Origin of the sequence: Mesorhizobium sp. Root157 (genome assembly GCF_001427385.1) — a bacterium.
GTDB lineage: Bacteria > Pseudomonadota > Alphaproteobacteria > Rhizobiales > Rhizobiaceae > Mesorhizobium.
In genome coordinates, this window is record NZ_LMGJ01000034.1 from 200,339 (window position 1) to 220,354 (window position 20,016).

Here is a 20,016-nt window from a genome sequence, read left to right on the forward strand (position 1 = left end):
GATGCGGCAGGCGCGGCCGGAAGCGTCCCCGCGCATGTTTATCCATCTGCGCGTCCACTCGGCCTATTCGCTGCTTGAGGGCGCCTTGCAACTCGGCAAGATCGTCGGCCACGCGCTCAAGGACGAAAGCCCGGCCATCGCGGTCACCGATACCAACAATCTGTTCGGCGCGCTCGAATTCGCCCAGAAGGCGGTCAAGGACGGCATCCAACCGATCATTGGCTGTCAGATCGACCTGGCTTTCTCCGGCGAGAATGCCGATGGCCAGCGCGACCGCCGCCGACTGGGGCCGGAGACATCCCCCGTCGTACTGATCGCCGCCAACGAGGCCGGCTACCGCAACCTGGTCAGGCTGGATAGCCGCATCTATCTCGAAACGCTGGCGGGCGAGGCGGTTCACCTGACCACCGACATGCTGGCCGGTAATTGCGACGGCATTATCTGCCTGACCGGCGGCCCGCGCGGTCCGATAGGGGTCGCGCTCAGGGCAGACCGGCGCGACCTGGCCGAGAGCCGGCTGTCGGCCTTGAAAGCGCTGTTCGGCGACCGGCTCTATGTCGAATTGCAGCGCACAATCGGCTACGACCGCGGCATCGAGAAGGCAACGATCGAACTTGCCTATCGGCATGAACTGCCGCTTGTTGCCACCAATGAAGCTTTCTTCTCGTCGCGCGAGGACTATGAAGCGCATGACGCGCTGATCGCCATTGCCGAAAGTTCTGTCGTCGCCGCCGACAACCGCCGCCGGCTGTCGCCCGACAATTTTCTCCGGAGCCAGGCGGAAATGGCGACGCTTTTCGCCGACCTGCCGGAAGCCCTCGACAATACCGTCGAGATCGCCCAGCGCTGCTCCTTCTATCCGAAGACGCACAAGCCGATCCTGCCGCGTTTCGCCGGTGCCGGCGTTGCCGACCCGGAGGCCGCCGAAAAGGCCGAGGCGGAAGAATTGAGGCGTCAGGCCAGGGAAGGGCTCGATCACCGGCTTGCGGCGCATGGGGCGACCACGGGCCATTCGGTCGAAGACTACAAGGAGAGGCTGGAGTTCGAGCTCGGCATCATCGAGCGCATGAAGTTCCCCGGCTACTTCCTCATCGTGTCGGACTTCATCAAATGGGCGAAGGCCCAAGGCATTCCGGTCGGGCCGGGGCGCGGCTCGGGCGCAGGCTCTCTCGTTGCCTATGCGCTGACCATCACCGATATCGACCCCTTGCGCTTTTCCCTGCTGTTCGAACGCTTCCTCAACCCCGAGCGCGTGTCGATGCCCGACTTCGACATCGATTTCTGCCAGGACCGCCGCGAAGAGGTGATCCGCTACGTGCAGGGCAAGTATGGCCGCGATCAGGTCGGCCAGATCATCACCTTCGGAACGCTGCAGGCGCGCGCCGTGCTGCGCGACGTCGGGCGGGTGCTGCAGATGCCCTACGGGCAGGTCGACCGGTTGTGCAAGATGGTGCCGCAGAACCCGGCCAACCCCGTCAAGCTTGCCGAGGCGATCGCCAATGAGCCGCGCTTTGCCGAAGAGGTGGAGAAAGAGCCGATCGTGCAGACGCTGCTCGACATGGCGCAGAAGCTTGAAGGGCTTTATCGCCATGCTTCCACGCATGCCGCCGGCATCGTCATCGGCGACCGGCCGCTGTCGGAACTGGTGCCGATGTACCGCGATCCACGCTCGGACATGCCGGTCACCCAGTTCAACATGAAGTATGTCGAGCAGGCCGGGTTGGTGAAGTTCGACTTTCTCGGCCTCAAGACGCTGACGGTGCTCAACACTGCCGTGAAACTGATCGCCCGGCGCGGCATCGATATCGATCTGGCGCATATCCCGCTCGATGACGAGAAAACTTACGCCATGCTGTCGCGCGGCGAGGTCGTCGGCGTGTTCCAGGTTGAAAGCGCCGGCATGCGCAAGGCGCTGCTCGGCATGAAGCCGGACTGCATCGAGGACATCATTGCTCTGGTGGCCCTCTATCGTCCCGGCCCGATGGAAAATATTCCCACATACAACGCCAGAAAGCACGGCGAGGAGGAGACCGCCTCAATCCATCCAAAGATCGATCATCTGGTGAAGGAGACGCAAGGCGTCATCGTCTATCAGGAACAGGTGATGCAGATCGCCCAGGAACTGGCGGGCTACTCGCTGGGCGAAGCCGACCTTCTGCGCCGGGCCATGGGCAAGAAGATCCGCGCCGAGATGGACAAGCAGCGCGAGCGCTTCGTCACCGGATCGGTCGAGCGCGGCGTGACCAAGCCGCAGGCCGATTTCATCTTCGACCTTCTGGCCAAGTTCGCCGACTACGGCTTCAACAAATCGCACGCCGCCGCCTATGCGGTGGTTTCCTACCAGACCGCCTATCTCAAGGCGCACTATCCGGTCGAGTTCCTCGCCGCCTCGATGACGCTCGACATGGGCAACACCGACAAGCTGGCGGACTTCCGCCAAGATGCGCTGCGGCTCGACATCGATGTGGTGGCGCCCTCGGTGCTCTCCAGCTACCGCGATTTCGAGGTAGGCGAAAATCGCATCTTCTATTCGCTGGCGGCGCTGAAAGGCGTCGGCGATGCGGCGGTCGAGCACATCGCGGAAAAGCGCAAGGAAGGCCAGTTCAAGAGCCTTGCCGATTTCTGCGAGCGCATCGACCCCAAGGTGGTGGGCAAGCGTGTCTTCGAAAGCCTGATCACGGCGGGCGCGCTGGATTGCTTCGGCCATGACCGCGCCGCGATGATGGCCGGTGTCGAACGCATGATGGGCCTCGCCGCGTTGGCGCACGAGAACGCGGCCCTTGGCCAGGCCGATATTTTCGGCGCCTCGCTGGGTGCCCAGTCCGAGGCGCTGCATCTGCCCGCGACCGATGCATGGCTGCCGGCCGACCGCCTGCATCGCGAATTCCAGGTCGTCGGCTTCTATCTCTCGGCGCATCCGCTCGACGAATACAAGGCGGCGCTGGAAAAGATGCGGGTGCAGACCTGGGCCGAGTTTTCGGCGGCGGTGAAGCGCGGCGCCACGGCGGGGCGGCTTGCCGGCACCGTGACCTCGAAACAGGAGCGCAAGACCCGCACCGGAAACAAGATGGGCGTAGTGAACTTTTCCGACACCACCGGCCAGTACGAAGCCGTGATGTTTTCCGAGACCCTGGCGCAGTATCGCGACCTGCTTGAACTCGGCAAGTCGATGGTCATCACCGTTGCGGCAGAGGACCGCCCCGAAGGCGTCAATCTGCGCATCCAGACCGTGCAGTCGCTGGAGGAAGAGGCCAGCCGCATCCAGAAGGCGCTGCGCATCTTCGTGCGCGATGCCGCACCCGTCAGCATGTTGGCCGGCCAGCTTTCCGTGAAGGGCGAGGGGCAGGTCAGTTTCGTGGTGATCAAGGACGACGGCAAGGGTGAGGTCGAGATCGAACTGCCCAATCGCTACCGCATTTCCCCGCAAGTGGCCTCCGCCATGCGCGCCGTGCCCGGCGTGGTCGAGGTGGAACTCGTGTAGCCCACTGGACGGTCGGAAGCCGGAGCGCTATCGCAAGTGATGGATGGAAGCGAACAATCCGCCGGGCCCGTGTCTGCCCTGGAGCATGTCAGAGATCGGCTGCGCAAGCTTTATCACGGCAGCACGCCAGCGGCGTTCAAATTCCAGATCGCTGCCGTCATCGTCGATCTTGCGATCATCGTCTTCTTCATCATTACGCCGGTCCTGCAGGAATCGCCCGCCTTCCTATGGCTCGACTATCTCGTTGCAGCGCTGGTCGCCGCCGACATTGTGGGGCGAATGCTGGCTTCCACCGATGTCGTGCGGCTTCTCAAGCAGCCGACCTCGTGGATCGACGGTTTCATCCTGCTGACGCTGCTTTTCCCCACGGCGCTGGCAAACCTGGCCTTCCTGCGCATCCTGCGGCTGTGGTCGCTGTCGCGCAGCGGCGCGTTGTGGCGGCACCTGGAAATGCGGCGGCTCCGCGCATGGCGCGACGCCAGCCATGCGGTGGTCAATCTGCTGACTTTCCTCTTCGTCGTCACCGGCTTCGTCTACACGTTCTTCTTTCGCGACGGTTCCGGATTCGCCGGCTATGTCGACGCGATGTATGTGACGGTTGTCACCGTCACCACGACGGGATTTGGCGACATCGTTTTGCCGGGCGTAGCTGGCAAGCTCACCGCAATCGTCACCATGATCATCGGCATTTCTTTGTTCGTACGGCTGGCGCAAGCGATCTTCCGGCCGACGAAGGTGTTCTTTCCATGCCCCCAATGCGGATTGCAGCGCCATGAGCCGGACGCTGTTCACTGCAAGGCCTGCGGTAACCTTCTCAACATTCCGGACGATGGAGAATAGCCTGACGGTCGGCGACCGTCAGGGAGCCGCGGCGACCGCCTCTTCCGGCTTCATTTTGCGCCGGCGCACGTTCACCAGATTGCCAAGCAGGATCAGGGCGGCGCCTGCAACGGTGAAGGCATCGAGGTTTTCGCTGTAGATCAGCCAGCCGACCAGCGCGGTAAACGGCAGGCGCAGGAAATCCATCGGCGAGATGATGGTGGCGTCGGCGTAGGTCAGTGCCCGGGCGAGGCAGAAGTGGGACGACATGCCGGTGAAGGCGATCGCCACGATCCACGGCCATAGCGTGAGCGGTGGATTGCGCCATTCCATCAGCGCCGGGACAAGGCCGATGATCGACTGGATAACCAGCATCCAGAAGATGATGCGCACCACGCTTTCGGTCCGGGTCAGCGATTTTACCATCACCATGGAAATGCCGAAACTCACGGCCGCGCACAGCACGACGATGTGGCCTGGCGCAATCGCGCCGATGCCGGGGCGCACGATGATCAGCACGCCGAGCATACCGAATGCGATGGCGATGACCTTGCGGGCGCTCAGTTTCTCGCCAAGAAACATCACAGCGAGGATCGCCGTCCAGATCGGCGTGGTGAACTCGATCGAAACCAGCTCGGCCAGGGGTATCAGCGTCAGCGCATAGAGCCAGCCGGCCTGGCCCATGTAGTGGACGGCGTTACGTGCCGCATGCTGCATGGGCCTTTGGGTCCGCATCGCGGCAAAACCGCCGCTGGCCATCACCAGCGGCAGAAGGATGAGCAGCCCGACCAGCGAACGCAGTTCCATCACCTGAAAGACGTTCAGGGCATTGGTCGTTTCGCGCCCGGAGACGGTCATGCCGAGGAACGAGGCAATCGACAGCGCCATCCAGAAGGCGGCTTTGGGCAGGGAGGGGGCGGGCGTCATGACGTTTTCTCGCAGCCCGTCGGGAATGCCGCAACCGCTAGTCAGTTGAAACCGGTGGGCCAGACCGCGCCGCGCATAGCATGTCGGTCAAATCCGCTCCCATGGGTGGCGGATTTCCGGCTCGTCGTCCTCGTCGGGCCTCGCCGGCCGGCCGCGATGTCCCTTGCCGAAGGTGTAGCCGGTCTCGACCGCCTTGCCGCCGAACTTGTCACGCAGCGCGTCGATGGCGCCCTCGGCCAGCGCGCGCTTGCGCGACTGGACATCGACGAGGTCGGGCGGATCGGCCTTGTCGTCGTCGGAAAGGTCGCTGACTCCGATGCCGAGCAGCCGGTATCTGGTGCCGTCGATTTCCTTTCGCATGAGATCGAGGCCGGTCGAGAAAATGCGGTCGGCAAGGCGCGTCGGGTCGCCGAGTTGCCGGTTTCTGGTGCGGATCTTGAAATCCTGCGATTTCAGCTTCAACACCACCGTGCGGCCGGCGATGCCGGCTTTCTTCAATCTGGCCGACACCTTTTCCGACAGTGCCCGCAACACCGGCACAAGATCGTCGAGTCCGGCAATGTCCGTATCGAAGGTGGTTTCGGCCGACACGCTCTTGGAATCGCGGTCGGCACTGACGCGGCGGTCGTCTTCGCCGCGCGACAGCCGGTAGAGCCGGTCGCCCATGACGCCATAGCGGCGCATGAGATCTGTGCGCTCCATGCGCTGCAACTGGCCGATCAGGCGAATGCCGTCGCGTTCGAGCGATGCCGCGAACGCCTTGCCGACGCCCCAGATCATGGTCACCGGCTGCCCGGCGAGAAAGCCGACCGCTTCGGCTTCGCCAATGACCGAAAAGCCGCGCGGCTTGCGGAAGTCGGAAGCCACCTTGGCCAGGAACTTGCAGTAGGACAGGCCGGCCGAGGCGCTGATGCCGATTTCCTTTTCTATCGCCAGTGCAAAGCGCGCCAGCACCAGTGCCGGCGGCAGGCCGTGCAGGCGCTCCGTGCCGGACAGGTCGAGGAAGGCCTCGTCGATGGAGATCGGCTCCACCAGCGGTGTCAGTGCCTGCATCATGGTGCGCACCTCGCGCCCGACGCGGACATATTTTTCCATATCGGGTTTGATGACGATAGCCTCCGGGCAGGCTTCCAGCGCCTTGAACATCGGCATGGCGGAGCGCACGCCGCTGATGCGGGCGATGTAGCAGGCGGTGGAGACCACCCCGCGCTTGCCGCCGCCGATGATGACCGGCTTGTCCTTCAGCGCGGGATTGTCGCGCTTTTCAACCGCCGCGTAGAAGGCGTCGCAATCGATGTGGGCGAGGTGCAGGCGATACAATTCGGGGTGGCGCGCCAGCCTGGGGCTGCCGCAACGCTCGCAGCGCCGCGCTGCACTATCCTGCAGGGTCAGGCAGTCGCGGCAGAAGCCATGCTCGGGATCGTTGACAGCGGTGTTCATTGGTGCGAACATAAAGAGAACAAACGATATGGTACGTCAGGAAGCGGGCAGCGGCAAGGTAGGGCGCCGGAGAGGACCATGAGCACGACCATTGTGCCGGCTACGCCCGAGCGGTGGCCGGATTTCGAGGATTTGTTCGGCAAGCAAGGCGCTTGTTACGGATGTTGGTGCACGCATTTCCGGCTCCCGCCGGCGGCGCGGCGCGAGAACGACCGCGAGCGCAACAAGGACCATATCAAGGCGCGCATCGAGGCCGGCCCGCCGCCCGGCCTGCTTGCCTTTCAGGATGGAAAGGCGGTCGGCTGGATGCAGATCGGGCCGCGCGCAGATGTGCCCGAGTTCAACAATGCGGGCAGAGGCTCGGCGCCGATGGAGCCGGCCGATGCCGACAATCCCGCCATATGGGCGATTTCGTGCTTCTTCCTGCGTACCAGGGCGCGTGGGCAAGGTCTCACGCACCAACTTGTCGAAGGCGGCATCGATTTTGCCCGCGACAATGGCGCGCGCCTGCTTGAGGCGTGCCCGATGGACCTGTCGCGCGATTCGCGTTCGATCGGCCTGTTCGTCGGTTCGACGCGCGTCTTCGAGAAAGCCGGTTTCCAGCGCATGATCGAGCGCAAGGCGGGCCGGCCGCTGGTTCGGCTGGTCTTGTAGTGCGGCAATTGGTTGGGCGTCACCAGCCCGATTGCGCAGAAGCTGGCGTTGCCAGCCGCGATGGGCAAAAAGGGTTCGGGTAAACCTCCCCGGACGGTCAGGAGGGGTTGAAATCCGCCGTTCCCTTGATTGCTTGCGCCAGCATTTTCTCGTATTTGCCGCGCGGCACGTCGACGGCGCCGAAGCGTTTCAGATGCTCGGTCGTGAATTGCGTGTCCAGAAGCGCGAAGCCTTGCCGGTTCAGGCGCTCGACAAGTCGAACGAGGCAGACCTTCGATGCGTCCGTTTCCTTCGAGAACATGCTTTCGCCGAAGAAAACCCGGCCGAGCGACACGCCGTAGAGCCCGCCTACGAGGTGGCCGTCGCGCCAGGCTTCGACCGAATGGCAGTGCCCCATCCGGTGGAGTTGCACATAGGCTTCTCGGATCGGCCCGTTGATCCAGGTCGAGGCGCGTGTTTCCCGCTTTTCCGCGCATGCGTCGACGACAGATTCGAAGTCGAAATCGAAGCGGACGTCGAACAGGTTCCTGCGGACTGCCTTGGCCAGGCTTTTGGGAATGTGGAAGGCGTCCAGCGGAATGATGCCGCGCGTTTCCGGACGGACCCAAAACACTTCCGGGTCCGTGGCGCTTTCGGCCATGGGAAACACACCGGAAGCGTAGGCCTTCAGCAGAAGGTCAGTCGGTATTCGAAAACCCGGGGCGAAGGGACGGGTCATCGTCTTGGTTCTAGTCGGCAGCCGCCAGATATTTTTCCAGCCAATGAATATCATACTCGCCGTCGGCGATGTCATGATTGCCGACGAGGTCGCGAAACAGCGGCAGGGTGGTCTTGATGCCGTCCACGACGAACTCGTCCAAGGCGCGCCTCAGCCGCATCATGCACTCGACCCGGTTGCGGCCGTGCACGATCAGCTTGCCGATCAAGCTGTCGTAATAGGGCGGGATCTTGTAGCCGGAATAGACGCCGGAATCGACGCGGATGCCGAGGCCGCCAGGCGTGTGGAAATGCGTGATCGTGCCGGGCGAGGGCGTGAATGTACGCGGGTCCTCGGCATTGATGCGGCATTCGATGGCGTGGCCGTTGAACTTGATCTCGTCCTGCTTGACCGATAGGCCGCCGCCGGACGCGACCCTGATCTGCTCGTGGACAAGATCGATGCCGGTGATCGCCTCGGTCACCGGGTGTTCGACCTGCAGGCGCGTGTTCATCTCGATGAAGTAGAACTCGCCATTCTCATAGAGGAATTCGATCGTGCCTGCGCCGGAATAGCCGAGTTCGGCGATCGCCTTGGCGCAGGTGTCGCCGATCCTGGCGCGCTGGTCGGCGTTGAGCGCAGGGGAATTGGCCTCTTCCCAGACCTTCTGGTGGCGGCGCTGCAGCGAGCAATCGCGCTCGCCGAAGTGCACCCCCCGGCCGGCGCCGTCACCGAACACCTGCAGTTCGATATGACGCGGCTTTTCCAGGTATTTTTCGATGTAGACGGCGTCGTCGCCGAAAGCGGCGCCCGCCTCGGAGCGCGCTGTTGCGAGCGCGATTTCGAGGTCATCTTCGGTGCGCGCCACCTTCATGCCGCGCCCGCCGCCGCCGGCGGAAGCCTTGATGATGACCGGATAGCCGATCTCGGCGGCAATGCGCTTGGCTTCCTTCTCCTCGGTGACCGCACCGTCGGAGCCGGGAACGACCGGGATGCCGAGGCGCTTTGCCGTACGCTTGGCCTCGATTTTATCGCCCATGACGCGGATATGGTCGCCGGAGGGGCCGATGAAGGTGATGTTGTGGGCGGCAAGAATGTCCGCGAACTTGGCGTTTTCCGAGAGGAATCCGTAACCCGGATGTACGGCGTCCGCGCCGGTGATTTCGCAGGCGGCGACAATCTGGTGGATGTTGAGGTAGCTGTCGCGAGAAGGCGGCGGCCCGATGCATACGCTTTCGTCGGCCAACCGCACATGCATGGCGTCGGCATCGGCGGTGGAGTGCACCACAACCGTCTTGATGCCGAGTTCCTTGCAGGCGCGAAGCACCCTGAGCGCGATTTCGCCGCGATTGGCGATGAGGATTTTCTGGAACATCCCGGTCGGGCCTACTCGATCACGACCAGGGGCATGCCGTATTCGACCGGCTGCGCGTCCTCGATCAGGATGGCGGTGACGGTGCCTGAACGCGGCGACGGAATCTGGTTCATCGTCTTCATCGCCTCGATGATCAGCAAGGTCTGGCCTTCCTTGACCGTTTGCCCGACCTCCACGAACGGCTTGGCGTCCGGCGAGGCGGCGAGATAGGCGGTTCCCACCATGGGCGAAGGCACTGCGTTCTTCGTATCCGCCGCTGGAGCGGCCGGGGCCGGGACGCCGGGTGCAACCGGCTGCGCAGGCGCCTGCGCGAAGACCGGTGGGGCTGCGACCGCGGCGTGAACGGTCTGCGTCTGGCGCGAAACGCGTACCTTGAAGTCGCCGAGTTCGACTTCGATCTCGGTCAGGTTGGTGTCGTTCAGTATGCCCGCCAGATCGCGGATCAGTTCCTGGTCGACGCCGTTTTTCTTCGTAGTCATCGTTGAGCCTTCTTGTTTAAGCGCCGGTCATAGCCGCGCGGCCAGCGCCTGCAGCGCCAGGGTGTAACCGAGCGGACCGAAACCGCAAATCATTCCGACAGCGTGAGGTGCTACCTTCGAGACGTGGCGAAACGGTTCGCGAGCGTGAATGTTGGACAGGTGCACCTCGACCACGGGCAGCGGCGCGGCCGCCCTTATGGCATCGTGGATGGCGATCGAGGTGTGTGTATAGGCGCCTGCATTGAGCACGATGCCCGCCGACGCCTGTGAAGCTTCCTGGATCCAGTCGACGAGTGCACCTTCATGGTTGGATTGGCGAAAGTCTACCTCAAGCCCTAGCTCGGCTCCAGCCTTGCGGCAATCGCCAGCGATGTCGTCCAGGGTCTGGGTGCCATAGATCGATGGCTCGCGCTTGCCGAGCATATTCAGATTGGGACCGTTTAAAACGAATATCGTTTTCAAAAATGCCGACCTTTCCCGGCGCCGACCGTAACCGGTGCACCGGACCCTCTATAATGGGCATAGACCGCTGCGAAAAGAGCGCAAGTGCCTTCTTTTCCTGTCCACAGAGGCAGCGAAGGCGAAATCGCGGCTGGCCTGCTTCAGAGCGCCGCCTTTGCCACCGCGATCTTTTCCGCCAGCGCCTCTTGGCCGAGCGCGCCGAACATCACCTCATTGCCGACGACGTAGGATGGCGTGCCGGTGATCGCCAACTTGTTGGCGAGGTCGTATGTCTTGGAAAGCGCATCGACGATCGAGGGGTCTTGCATCTTGGCACGCAGTTCGGCTTCGTCGGCGCCGAGCGACAGGGCGACCTTGAGAGCCGTCGCCTCGGTCGCCCGACCCTCTCCGCCCAGAAGCGCGTTGTGGAATTCGCCGTATTTCTCCGGCATCATCAGGTGGAAGGCCATCGAGACCATGCTGGCCTTTTGCGAATCGGGGCTGAGGATCGGGAATTCCTTGAGGACGAAGCGCAACTCCGGGTCGGCCTTGGTCAGCGCCTGCATGTCTTCCATGGCGCGTTTGCAGAAGCCGCAGTTGTAATCGTAGAACTCGACGATGGTGACCTTGCCGTTCGGATTGCCGACGACGCCGTCGAAGGTCGAATTGAAGATTTCGTCCTTGTTGTCCTCGATGACGCCGAGACTGGCGAGGCGCTGCTCTTCCTTCTGCTTGGCTTCCAGTGCTTCCTGCACCTCGAGCAGCACTTCCGGGTTCTTCAGCAGGTAATCGCGGATGATTTCTTCAACCTCGGCGCGGTCGACTTTCGTGTCGGTCGATGCCGCCTGCATCAGGGCAGGTGCGTCTTCGGCGTTTGCCACCTGTGGACCGGCAGTCATGAACCCGAGAGCCAGCATCGCCAGTCCGGCGGCGGTCCCTGCGGTGCCAAGCAGAATTGTCTTTTTCATGATGATTTGTCCTTTGCTCGTTCCGCGTGCCGCCGGAACGCCTATTTCTTCTTGGCCGATTTGCCTTGGTTGATGATGTCCTGGGCGCGAATCCACCCTGGCGAGCCTGGCTTGAGGCGTTGCTGCGCGCGCGTCGCGAAAACGGCTGCGTCCCTGTAGGCACCGGAATAGTAATGCCCCTCGGCCGTCGCCAGGTCCGCATCGCCGACATCGCCCAGCATGCCATAGGCCTGGGCAAGATAGCGGTAGCCGGACGCGTTCTCGCGGTCGCGTTCCAACCCGTTGGAGATTTCGGTAACGGCCTTCTTCAGCGAATCCTGTGTTCCCACGGCAAGCAGCGCCTGGCCATACATGACGGACAAAAGCCCGGACCGGGCCGGGTCTAGGCTCGCGGCCTTGGCGTATTCGGCGGCCGCGTCCTTGGGCTTGTTGGCCTTCATCAGGATGTCGCCGCGCAATTCGTGGAAATAGGGGTTCTTGGGCTGCGCCTTGATCAAGGCGTCGGCCTTGGCCTGTGCGGAGCGCAAATTGCCGAAGAGATAGGTGGATTGCGCGTCGCCATATTTCGAAGCAAGGCTGGCCGGGTTCTTCTGGATCAGGCGCGATGCAGCAGCCTGGCCCTGCGTGTAGACCGCGATCTTCATGCGCATCATGTCGTGACGCTGCTGGAGCGCCGGCGAATCGGTCGTGTCGAAATAGGGGCTTTTCTGGATCAGCGTCTGCAGGTTGGAGATGCGATCCTGGGGCATCGGGTGGCTGACACGGTAGGGGTCGACCTGTGCGCCCGACAGCGACAATGCGCTCTGGAAGCGCTGGAAGGTCTTCAGCATGCCGCGGCCCGACTGGCCCGTCGCGTTCAGATAGGTGATGGCCGAGCGGTCGGCGGTGATCTCTTCGCCGCGCTGGTAAGTGAGAAGGCTGCGGCGGGCAAATTCGCCGCCGCCGGTCGCCAATCCCATGCCGACGCCTGCGAGGCCCTTTGAGTCTGTGGTGGCGCCGGCGACCATTGCGCCTGCGCCGAGCAGGCCGGCGACAATTGCCATGGTCTTGGCGCGTTCCAACTGGTCGCGCAGCCGTTGCTGGTGGCCGCCGGCCAGGTGTCCGGCCTCATGGGCGATGACGCCGATGATCTCGTTGGGCGTTTCGGCCTGCAGCAACGCGCCGGTGTTGATGAACATGCGGCGGCCGGCGACGAAAGCGTTGAAGCTGTTGTCGTTGACCAGAACGATCTCGATCCCGGCCTTCGACAAGCCGGCCGCCTTGAAGATAGGCCGCGCATAGTCGCGCACCAGGGCTTCGATTTCGGCGTCGCGAACCACCGGAACGCGCTGCGCGAATGCCGGCAGAGCGGCGGCGACGGTCAACGCCAGTCCCAGAGACAGCGTTGCAACGGTCCGGCCAGCCTTGGCCAGCCGCAAAGCAGGGCGCGGCAGGTTCATCATCGTGCGTCCACTGGTAGCCGAGCCTTCCCGCGATGAAAAGCCGGCGCTGACAAGTTCATGAACTTGTGAACCTCACAGCAATCGGGCAATTGTGCGGCGCGGCTGATCTTAGCCGAGCTGATGAAAGGGCGGGATTGAGGCAAATGAGTGTTTCGCTTTCGCGACGCGGCGAGGTCGAGCCGTTCCACGCCATGGACATTCTGGCCGAAGCGAACCGGCTGAAAGCGCTCGGCACCTCGGTCGTATCGATGGCGGTCGGCCAGCCGTCCGATCCCGCGCCGATTCGCGTCAGGGAAGCTGCGGCGGCCGCCTTGAAGCTGGGCCGCATCGGCTACACCGATGCCTTGGGTCTCGTTTCGCTGCGAGAAGCGATCGCAAGCCACTATGGCGAGCACTACGGCATCAATGTTTCGCCGTCGCGCATTGCCGTCACCACTGGCTCGTCGGCAGCGTTCAACCTCGCCTTCCTGGCAATGTTCGATGCGGGCGACCGTGTCGCCATCGCCGCGCCGGGCTATCCGGCCTACCGCAACATCATGGCCGCGCTTGGCATCGAGGTTGTGGAAATCGAACTCGACGGTGCGGCCTATCTGCACGCCGACCATCTGCGTATCGCGCATGCGCAAAAGCCCCTGAAAGGCGTGCTGTTCGCCAGCCCGGCCAACCCTACGGGCGCCGTCATACCGGATGTGGAGCTTGCAGCCCTGGTCAAGACGGCTGACGACCTCGGCATTTCGGTGATTTCAGACGAAATCTACCATCGGCTTGCCTATGCCGCGCCGGACACGACCGCGCTTGCCCACAGCCCCGATGTCACCGTGATCAACTCGTTCTCCAAATATTACTGCATGACCGGATGGCGCGTCGGCTGGATGGTCCTGCCCGAGAAATTGGTGCGCCCTGTCGAGCGTATCGCTCAGAGTCTCTACATTTCCGCCCCGGAGCTGTCGCAGATCGCGGCCATCGAAGCCTTCAAGGCAGAAGACGAACTGGAAGTGGTCAAGGCGCGCTATGCGGCCAACCGCGACCTGCTTATGAAGCGGCTGCCTGAACTCGGTTTTGCGCTGGCGGCCCCGATGGATGGTGCCTTCTATGCTTTTTGCGATGTGACCCGTTACACCAACGACAGCATGGCCTTCGCCAAACGCATGCTGGCCGAAGCGCATGTGGCGGCGACGCCGGGACAGGATTTCGATCCGTTGCAGGGCCATCGTACGATGCGCTTTTCCTACGCCGGCAGTTACGACGAAATGGTCGAAGCGCTGGCGCGCATCGAACGCTGGCTGAAATAGGCGAGAGGGCACGCCTTGTCGGACCTACAGCAAATACTGGATGAAATCACCGCCGAGATGGCCGGCCGTACCGATCGCGGCGAGGTTGCCAGCTACATCCCGCAGCTTGGAAAGGTCGATCCGGGCAAATTCGGCATCGCCGTGACGACCATCGACGGCGAGATATTCACCGCCGGTGACGCGGACCAGGCCTTTTCGATCCAGAGCATTTCCAAGGTCTTCACCTTGACGCTTGCGCTCGGCAAGGTCGGTGACGCCTTGTGGAAGCGGGTCGGGCGCGAACCGTCCGGCAACTCCTTCAATTCCATTGTCCAGCTTGAGCACGAGGCCGGCATTCCTCGCAATCCCTTCATCAATGCAGGCGCCATCGTCATTGCCGATATCCTGCTTGCCGGCCATCAGCCACGCGAGGCGATCGGCGAGATCCTGCGTTTCGTGCAGTATGTGGCGGACGACGACACCATCGTCATCGACCACGAGGTCGCGGCCTCGGAACAGGCGACCGGGTTTCGCAATGTCGCGCTTGCCAATTACATGAAATCGTTCGGAAATCTGCACCATTCACCGGAGTTGGCGCTGGGCGTCTATTTTCACCACTGCGCGATTGCCATGGACTGCCGGCAATTGGCGCTGGCGGGACGCTTTCTCGCCAATGGCGGCAAGAGTGTCAGCGGCCATTCCGTCGTCTCGCAGGAGAGGGCGCGGCGCATCAGTGCGCTGATGCTGACCTGCGGCCACTATGACGGATCGGGCGATTTCGCCTTCCGTGTCGGCATTCCTGGCAAAAGCGGTGTCGGCGGCGGCATTTTGGGCGTCGTGCCGGGAGTGGCTTCGGTCGCGGCCTGGTCGCCAGGCCTCAACGCCAATGGCAATTCCAAGCTTGGCTCCATCGCGCTCGAAAAACTGGCGAGAGCAATGAACTGGTCGATCTTCGCTGGATGACGCCAACTGGCGTTCCGGAATACCTGCCCGCATATCGGGTGGCCGAGAAAAGAAACCCCGCGCCATCACAACGATGGCGCGGGGTTTTCATGTTCTGCAGGAGGGTTTTGTCCGCCCTGAGCAAAGATCCTAGAAAAAGCCCTTGCGCTGCCACCAGCCACCGCGCTTCGGCTTTTCTTCCGCAGCAGGTTCGGCTGGCTCGCTGACGGCGTCCGAGGAAACGACCGGGGCTGCCGGGGTTTCCGCAGCGACCGTCTTGCGGCGGCTCGCCCGCGGCTTGATCTTCGGCGCTGCCTCTGCTGCGGTCGGCTCTTCGACGCTGGCCGGTGCGGGGACCGCAACTGCTTCCGGGGTGGCCGGCGCTTCTGGCGCGGTTGCCACTGCGTCGGCCTCGGCCACTGCCTTCTTCGATCTCGTCGCACGGCGCGGCTTCTTCGGCTTTTCGGCGGCGGGCTCGTCTGCTTCAGTCGGCGCCTGCACCTCTTCCGCCGCCTCGATGGCTGCGACGGGTTCTACCGCCTCCGGCTTGGCATCTGTGGCCGCATCCGGTTTTGCCGTTTCGGTCTCAGCAGCTTCGCCTTCCGCAACGGCTGCGGATTCGGCTTCGTCATTTTCCTGACGATTGCGCTTGCCGCCGCGCTTGCCGCGCCGCCGCTTCTTGGCCTGTGCGTCCTCGCTGGCGTCCGCCGTTTCAGCAACGGCGGCAGCCGTGCCGGCCTCAACCTCTTCGGTCTCCTCGACCGAACCGGCTACCTGCTCCGACGTCGAGCCATCCTCGGCCTCGCCGGCGACCGGATGCGACTGTTCGCGTTCCCCATGCTCGCGATCCCTGCCGCCGCGCCGCCTGCGCCTTTTGCGCCGCTTGCGGTCGCGATTGCCGTCGCCATTGTCGTCGCCCGCACGTGGTGCCTGCTGCTCGCCGGATTGCGGCTGTTCGCCCTCGTCGGCTGTTTCTTCCTCGACGACGATTTCGTCTTCCGGTTCCTCCGGCTCGACATAGACCGGCTGCGGACGGGACTCGACGAAACCTTCCGGCTTGTCGGCAACAGCGCCGCGCGCGATCGCATAATGCTGGGCTGCAACCGACTCGTCCGTTTCGAGGGTGATTGTCACTCCGAAGCGTTTTTCGAGATCGACCAGCGTGCTGCGCTTGTGGTTGAGCACGTAAAGCGCCGTCGCTGCCGGGGTGCGCACGGTGATGTGGCAGCGCGAATCCTTGAGCAGAAATTCCTCGATCGCGCGCACCACCATCAGTCCCACCGACGAATCCGAGCGGACATGCCCGGCGCCGCCGCAATGCGGGCAGGTCTTCATGGTCGATTCCAGCACGCTGGCGCGGATGCGCTGGCGCGACATTTCCAGCAGGCCGAAATGCGAGATGCGGCCGACCTGGATACGGGCGCGGTCGTTCTTCAGGTGATCCTTGAGGCGCTTTTCCACCGCACGGTTGTTGCGGTTTTCCTCCATGTCGATGAAGTCGATGACGATCAGCCCGGCGAGGTCGCGCAGGCGCAACTGGCGGGCGACTTCCTCGGCAGCTTCCAGATTGGTGTGGAGCGCGGTTTCCTCGATCGAGTGCTCCTTGGTGGAGCGCCCGGAGTTGACGTCGATGGAGACCAGCGCTTCCGTCTGGTTGATGATGAGATAGCCGCCGCTCTTCAGCGTCACTTGCGGCTGCACCATGCGGTCGAGTTGCGCTTCGATGCCGGAGCGCACAAAGATCGGCGTGGTGTCGCGATAGGGCTGCACCACCTTGGCGTGGCTGGGCATCAGCATGCGCATGAAGTCCTTGGCCTCGCGGTAGCCATCCTCGCCGGCCACCAGGACTTCATCGATGTCCTTGTTGTAGAGGTCGCGCACCGAACGCTTGATGAGCGAGCCTTCCTCGTAGACGAGGGCAGGGGCGGTCGATTCCAGCGTCAGGTTGCGGACGTTTTCCCACAGCCGCATCAAATATTCGTAGTCGCGCTTGATCTCAGCCTTGGTGCGGCTTTCGCCGGCGGTGCGCAGGATGACACCCATGCCCTGCGGCACTTCGAGATCGGCTACCACTTCCTTCAGGCGCTTGCGGTCCTGCGCGTTGGTGATCTTGCGCGAAATGCCGCCGCCGCGCGCCGTGTTGGGCATCAGCACCGAATAGCGGCCGGCGAGCGACAGATAGGTGGTAAGTGCCGCGCCCTTGTTGCCGCGCTCTTCCTTGACGACCTGCACCAGCAGGATCTGGCGGCGCTTGATGACTTCCTGGATCTTGTACTGGCGGCGAGCGGGCTTGCGGCGGTTGCGCACCTCTTCCAGCGCGTCCTCAGCGCCGACGGACTCGACCTCGTGCTCATCGTCGCCATGCGAGGAATGTACCTCTTCCAGCATGCCACGATCATTGTTGTCCGAAGTCGCCTCGGTGACCGCATCCGCTTCTGGGACGGCTTCCGAAATGACGTCGGCATCGACGCTTGCCGCGATGGTTGTGGTAGGGCCGTAACCGGAGGCGTCTGCCTCGTTTTCAGCGGCGTCGGCCGCTTCATGCGGCGTATCGGCTTCCTCGGCCTGAACAGCGGCGCTTTCGCCGGCTTCCGCGGTCAGTTCCGTGATTTCGCCGACAGCGTCGGCCTCGGCCGCGCTTTCGCCGCCGTCCTCGTTCGGGCTCTCGCCATTGTCGTCGCCGCTGCTGCCGGCGGTCTCATGCTTGCGCTCGCCGTGATCACGGCTCCTGCTGCCCCGACGCCGGCCGCGCTTGCCGCGATTGCGGTCGTGGCGTTCCTCGCCGTCATGATCGTCGTCGTGGTTATCTTCCTCGGCCTCTTCGGCTTCGGCGCGCAGCAGCGCCTGCCGGTCCGCGACCGGGATCTGGTAATAGTCCGGGTGTATTTCGCTGAAGGCGAGGAAACCGTGCCGGTTTCCGCCATATTCGACAAAGGCTGCCTGGAGGGAAGGTTCTACGCGCGTTACGCGGGCTAGGTAGATGTTTCCTTTGAGCTGCTTCTTGTCCTGGGATTCAAAGTCGAATTCTTCGATACGGTTACCGCGTACGACGACTACGCGTGTTTCCTCCGGGTGGGAGGCGTCTATCAGCATCTTGTTGGGCATTATTTCGTTTCCTCCCGGCAGCCGCCAGCGCCAGCCTGTCGGGCAAGGCCCGATGCTGTTGGTCTGGTTGGGGGTGGGTGCCGGATAATTGAGCGGCCGCCAGCCGGTGCCGGAGCGCGATGGAGGTACCGCCCGCAGCCGAAATGGCGCGGTTTGGTGCGGACCTTTCCATGTTGGCGCTCGAAAGCATCGTTAGCCAGTGGACCTTTTGAACCAAAGCCCGGAAAACCCGGACCAGCTTGTTTTGCTCTTGACCAGAGCCGGCGCGGGGCAAACCCAGGCCGTTTTCTTCACGCAGGTACCGCCTCCGCCATGGGCGCATACCTGCGAAATCCGTCGCAACCAGCCGCAAGCTTTGTCATGTGAATGTGGAAGCCGTCTCTAACTGCAAGAAGCAGCAACATGCTGCCGAGAAGGACGGTTCCAAGATTGCGGTAGTCCAATGCCGCTTTTATGATTTGGCGAGGTAGAAGGCAACCCTGTTTTCCGCTGCCGGCAAAAGGGCATGACGCAGCGGAATCCGGTTCGTGAAAAGGCTTGGTTAACCTTCTCTGGATACGAATTGTTAATTGCGTGCGTGCTTGGCCGCGCCACGTCCAATCAAGCGGCCCCCGCGCCGAATCAGGAGCGACAGGACCGCATATGGGCCCGGCAGCGAACAAGGAGAAGGCTAAGCGCATCCGGTGGCGCTTTCACCTTGTCGTTTTAGTCCTGCTGACGGCGCTCTTTGGCCTGCCTTGCCTCGGTCCCGCATCGGCCATGGCTGCCGAACCGGCCAGGATGATCGACTACAAGATGGCGGGCGATGCCACGAAAATGCGCATCGTCATGAATTTCGACCGCGAGCCCGACGTGAGATGGTTTCTCTTACGTGCTCCCAATCGGCTGGTCATCGACCTGCCGGCTGCGAAAGTGGCGATCGATGCAAAGGCGTTGAAGGCGAGGGGGCTGGTCAAGAACGTTCGCTACGGCGCCTTGCCTGACGGGTCGTCGCGGCTGGTCGTGATCGGCAAGGGGCCGTTTCTGGTCGAACGGGTGGATGTGCTGAAGAACGACGATGGTGCGGGCTACCGCATCGTTGCCGACCTTTCGGCGGCATCCGACCGGGAATTCGATGAAGCACTGTCGATCCAGGCCGAAACGACGGGTTCCACCGTTGCCGGCAACAAGAGCGACCGGGTCAGCAAATTTCCGCTGCGGCGCTTCACCGTGGTCATCGACCCCGGCCACGGCGGCATCGATGGCGGCGCCGAGGGGCTGAGCGGCACCGTAGAGAAGGCCGTCACGCTGGCTTTTGCCAGGGAACTCAAGAACAAGCTCGAGGCGTCCGGCAAGTACGATGTGTTCATGACGCGCGACAGCGACGTTTTCCTGCGGCTCGACGACCGCGTGCGCATCGCCCGCCAGCATGAGGCGGACCTGTTCATTTCCATCCATGCGGACACGATCAGCCTCAAGGGCATTCGCGGCGCCACGGTCTATACCGTGTCCGACAGGGCTTCCGATGCGGAAGCGCAAGCCCTTGCCGACCGCGAGAACCTGTCCGACAGGCTGGCCGGCATCGAGGTGAAGGCCGACAATCCGGAGGTCACGGACATCCTCATCGACCTCATCCGCCGCGAAACCCATTCCTTCTCGATGAGCTTTGCCAACACGCTGGTCGACGAACTTGCCACCACGGTCGGCCTCATCAACAACCCGCACCGGTTTGCCGGCTTCCGCGTGCTGAAGGCTCCCGATGTTCCTTCCGTGCTGGTCGAACTCGGCTATCTGTCCAATCCCAAGGACGAAGCTCAACTGATCGACCCGGATTGGCGCAACAAGGCCGCTGAAAGCATCACCAATGCGGTTGCGGCGTTCGCCTCCGTGAAAGCGGCCAAGGGCGGGACGCTCTGAGCAAGGCGTCATGCCGTGCCTCCACATGACGGCGTTGCATGCGCACAACACCCGGCGATATTGTACGGATATGAGGATC

General features: G+C 63.0%; 15 protein-coding genes. 6 read left to right on the forward strand and 9 right to left on the reverse strand.

Annotated features, from left to right (window positions below; translation table 11 throughout):
- The first annotated feature begins 1 nt into the window (after position 1).
- Positions 2-3,481, forward strand: coding sequence for a DNA polymerase III subunit alpha (gene dnaE / locus ASD64_RS16545; RefSeq protein WP_244480827.1), 3,480 nt, complete (start codon positions 2-4; stop codon positions 3,479-3,481).
- Positions 3,482-3,520: 39 nt separating this feature from the next.
- Complete coding sequence (locus ASD64_RS16550) at positions 3,521-4,321, forward strand: ion transporter (protein ID WP_056107004.1); 801 nt, start codon at positions 3,521-3,523, stop codon at positions 4,319-4,321.
- A gap of 18 nt (positions 4,322-4,339) precedes the next feature.
- Here ASD64_RS16550 and ASD64_RS16555 read toward each other — a convergent pair whose 3' ends face one another.
- The gene (locus tag ASD64_RS16555) at positions 4,340-5,227 is read right to left on the reverse strand and encodes a DMT family transporter (RefSeq protein WP_056107006.1); all 888 of its coding nucleotides are present in this window, start codon (positions 5,225-5,227) and stop codon (positions 4,340-4,342) included.
- An 87-nt stretch (positions 5,228-5,314) separates the two neighbouring features.
- Complete coding sequence (locus ASD64_RS16560) at positions 5,315-6,679, reverse strand: DNA polymerase IV (RefSeq protein WP_056107008.1); 1,365 nt, start codon at positions 6,677-6,679, stop codon at positions 5,315-5,317.
- A 66-nt stretch (positions 6,680-6,745) separates the two neighbouring features.
- On the opposite strand from ASD64_RS16560, the gene ASD64_RS16565 reads away from it, so the two are divergent.
- Positions 6,746-7,321: a GNAT family N-acetyltransferase gene (locus ASD64_RS16565; protein WP_056107010.1), complete on the forward strand. Its 576-nt coding sequence runs from the start codon at positions 6,746-6,748 to the stop codon at positions 7,319-7,321.
- 97 nt (positions 7,322-7,418) lie between these two features.
- Here ASD64_RS16565 and aat read toward each other — a convergent pair whose 3' ends face one another.
- From aat to ASD64_RS16595, 6 genes are all read right to left on the reverse strand, one after another.
- Complete coding sequence (gene aat, locus ASD64_RS16570) at positions 7,419-8,039, reverse strand: leucyl/phenylalanyl-tRNA--protein transferase (protein WP_056107012.1); 621 nt, start codon at positions 8,037-8,039, stop codon at positions 7,419-7,421.
- Positions 8,040-8,049: 10 nt separating this feature from the next.
- Positions 8,050-9,393 (reverse strand): acetyl-CoA carboxylase biotin carboxylase subunit, encoded by a 1,344-nt coding sequence (accC, locus tag ASD64_RS16575; RefSeq protein WP_056107014.1) that lies wholly within the window; start codon positions 9,391-9,393, stop codon positions 8,050-8,052.
- A gap of 11 nt (positions 9,394-9,404) precedes the next feature.
- Positions 9,405-9,872, reverse strand: a complete 468-nt coding sequence (gene accB, locus ASD64_RS16580; protein WP_056107016.1) for an acetyl-CoA carboxylase biotin carboxyl carrier protein — start codon at positions 9,870-9,872, stop codon at positions 9,405-9,407.
- Positions 9,873-9,899: 27 nt separating this feature from the next.
- The gene (gene aroQ / locus ASD64_RS16585; protein WP_056107018.1) at positions 9,900-10,334 is read right to left on the reverse strand and encodes a type II 3-dehydroquinate dehydratase; all 435 of its coding nucleotides are present in this window, start codon (positions 10,332-10,334) and stop codon (positions 9,900-9,902) included.
- A 140-nt stretch (positions 10,335-10,474) separates the two neighbouring features.
- Positions 10,475-11,281, reverse strand: a complete 807-nt coding sequence (locus tag ASD64_RS16590) for a DsbA family protein (protein WP_056107020.1) — start codon at positions 11,279-11,281, stop codon at positions 10,475-10,477.
- Between the two features lie 41 nt (positions 11,282-11,322).
- Positions 11,323-12,723 carry a M48 family metalloprotease gene (locus tag ASD64_RS16595; RefSeq protein WP_056107022.1) on the reverse strand — a complete coding sequence of 467 codons (1,401 nt, stop codon included), beginning with the start codon at positions 12,721-12,723 and terminating at the stop codon, positions 11,323-11,325.
- A gap of 143 nt (positions 12,724-12,866) precedes the next feature.
- Here ASD64_RS16595 and ASD64_RS16600 point away from each other — a divergent pair, with 143 nt between their 5' ends.
- Complete coding sequence (locus ASD64_RS16600; RefSeq protein WP_056107024.1) at positions 12,867-14,015, forward strand: pyridoxal phosphate-dependent aminotransferase; 1,149 nt, start codon at positions 12,867-12,869, stop codon at positions 14,013-14,015.
- 15 nt (positions 14,016-14,030) lie between these two features.
- Positions 14,031-14,957, forward strand: a complete 927-nt coding sequence (locus tag ASD64_RS16605) for a glutaminase (protein ID WP_056107026.1) — start codon at positions 14,031-14,033, stop codon at positions 14,955-14,957.
- Between the two features lie 129 nt (positions 14,958-15,086).
- Here the strand turns inward: ASD64_RS16605 and ASD64_RS16610 are convergent, their stop codons facing one another.
- Complete coding sequence (locus ASD64_RS16610) at positions 15,087-18,041, reverse strand: Rne/Rng family ribonuclease (protein ID WP_056107029.1); 2,955 nt, start codon at positions 18,039-18,041, stop codon at positions 15,087-15,089.
- A 759-nt stretch (positions 18,042-18,800) separates the two neighbouring features.
- On the opposite strand from ASD64_RS16610, the gene ASD64_RS16615 reads away from it, so the two are divergent.
- Entirely contained in the window at positions 18,801-19,937 is a 1,137-nt protein-coding gene (locus tag ASD64_RS16615) for an N-acetylmuramoyl-L-alanine amidase (protein WP_244480830.1), read from the forward strand.
- Positions 19,938-20,016: the final 79 nt, after the last annotated feature.

Bases quoted from the DNA above. Each gene is read 5' to 3' on its own strand.
- ASD64_RS16550 (WP_056107004.1), top strand. From the start codon at position 3,521: ATGGATGGAAGCGAACAATCCGCCGGGCCCGTGTCTGCCCTGGAGCAT.
- accC (WP_056107014.1), bottom strand. From the start codon at position 9,393: ATGTTCCAGAAAATCCTCATCGCCAATCGCGGCGAAATCGCGCTCAGG.
- ASD64_RS16555 (WP_056107006.1), bottom strand. From the start codon at position 5,227: ATGACGCCCGCCCCCTCCCTGCCCAAAGCCGCCTTCTGGATGGCGCTG.
- ASD64_RS16560 (WP_056107008.1), bottom strand. From the start codon at position 6,679: ATGTTCGCACCAATGAACACCGCTGTCAACGATCCCGAGCATGGCTTC.
- ASD64_RS16565 (WP_056107010.1), top strand. From the start codon at position 6,746: ATGAGCACGACCATTGTGCCGGCTACGCCCGAGCGGTGGCCGGATTTC.
- ASD64_RS16600 (WP_056107024.1), top strand. From the start codon at position 12,867: ATGAGTGTTTCGCTTTCGCGACGCGGCGAGGTCGAGCCGTTCCACGCC.
- ASD64_RS16590 (WP_056107020.1), bottom strand. From the start codon at position 11,281: ATGAAAAAGACAATTCTGCTTGGCACCGCAGGGACCGCCGCCGGACTG.
- dnaE (WP_244480827.1), top strand. From the start codon at position 2: ATGCGGCAGGCGCGGCCGGAAGCGTCCCCGCGCATGTTTATCCATCTG.
- ASD64_RS16595 (WP_056107022.1), bottom strand. From the start codon at position 12,723: ATGATGAACCTGCCGCGCCCTGCTTTGCGGCTGGCCAAGGCTGGCCGG.
- ASD64_RS16615 (WP_244480830.1), top strand. From the start codon at position 18,801: ATGGCTGCCGAACCGGCCAGGATGATCGACTACAAGATGGCGGGCGAT.
- aat (WP_056107012.1), bottom strand. From the start codon at position 8,039: ATGACCCGTCCCTTCGCCCCGGGTTTTCGAATACCGACTGACCTTCTG.
- accB (WP_056107016.1), bottom strand. From the start codon at position 9,872: ATGACTACGAAGAAAAACGGCGTCGACCAGGAACTGATCCGCGATCTG.
- ASD64_RS16610 (WP_056107029.1), bottom strand. From the start codon at position 18,041: ATGCCCAACAAGATGCTGATAGACGCCTCCCACCCGGAGGAAACACGC.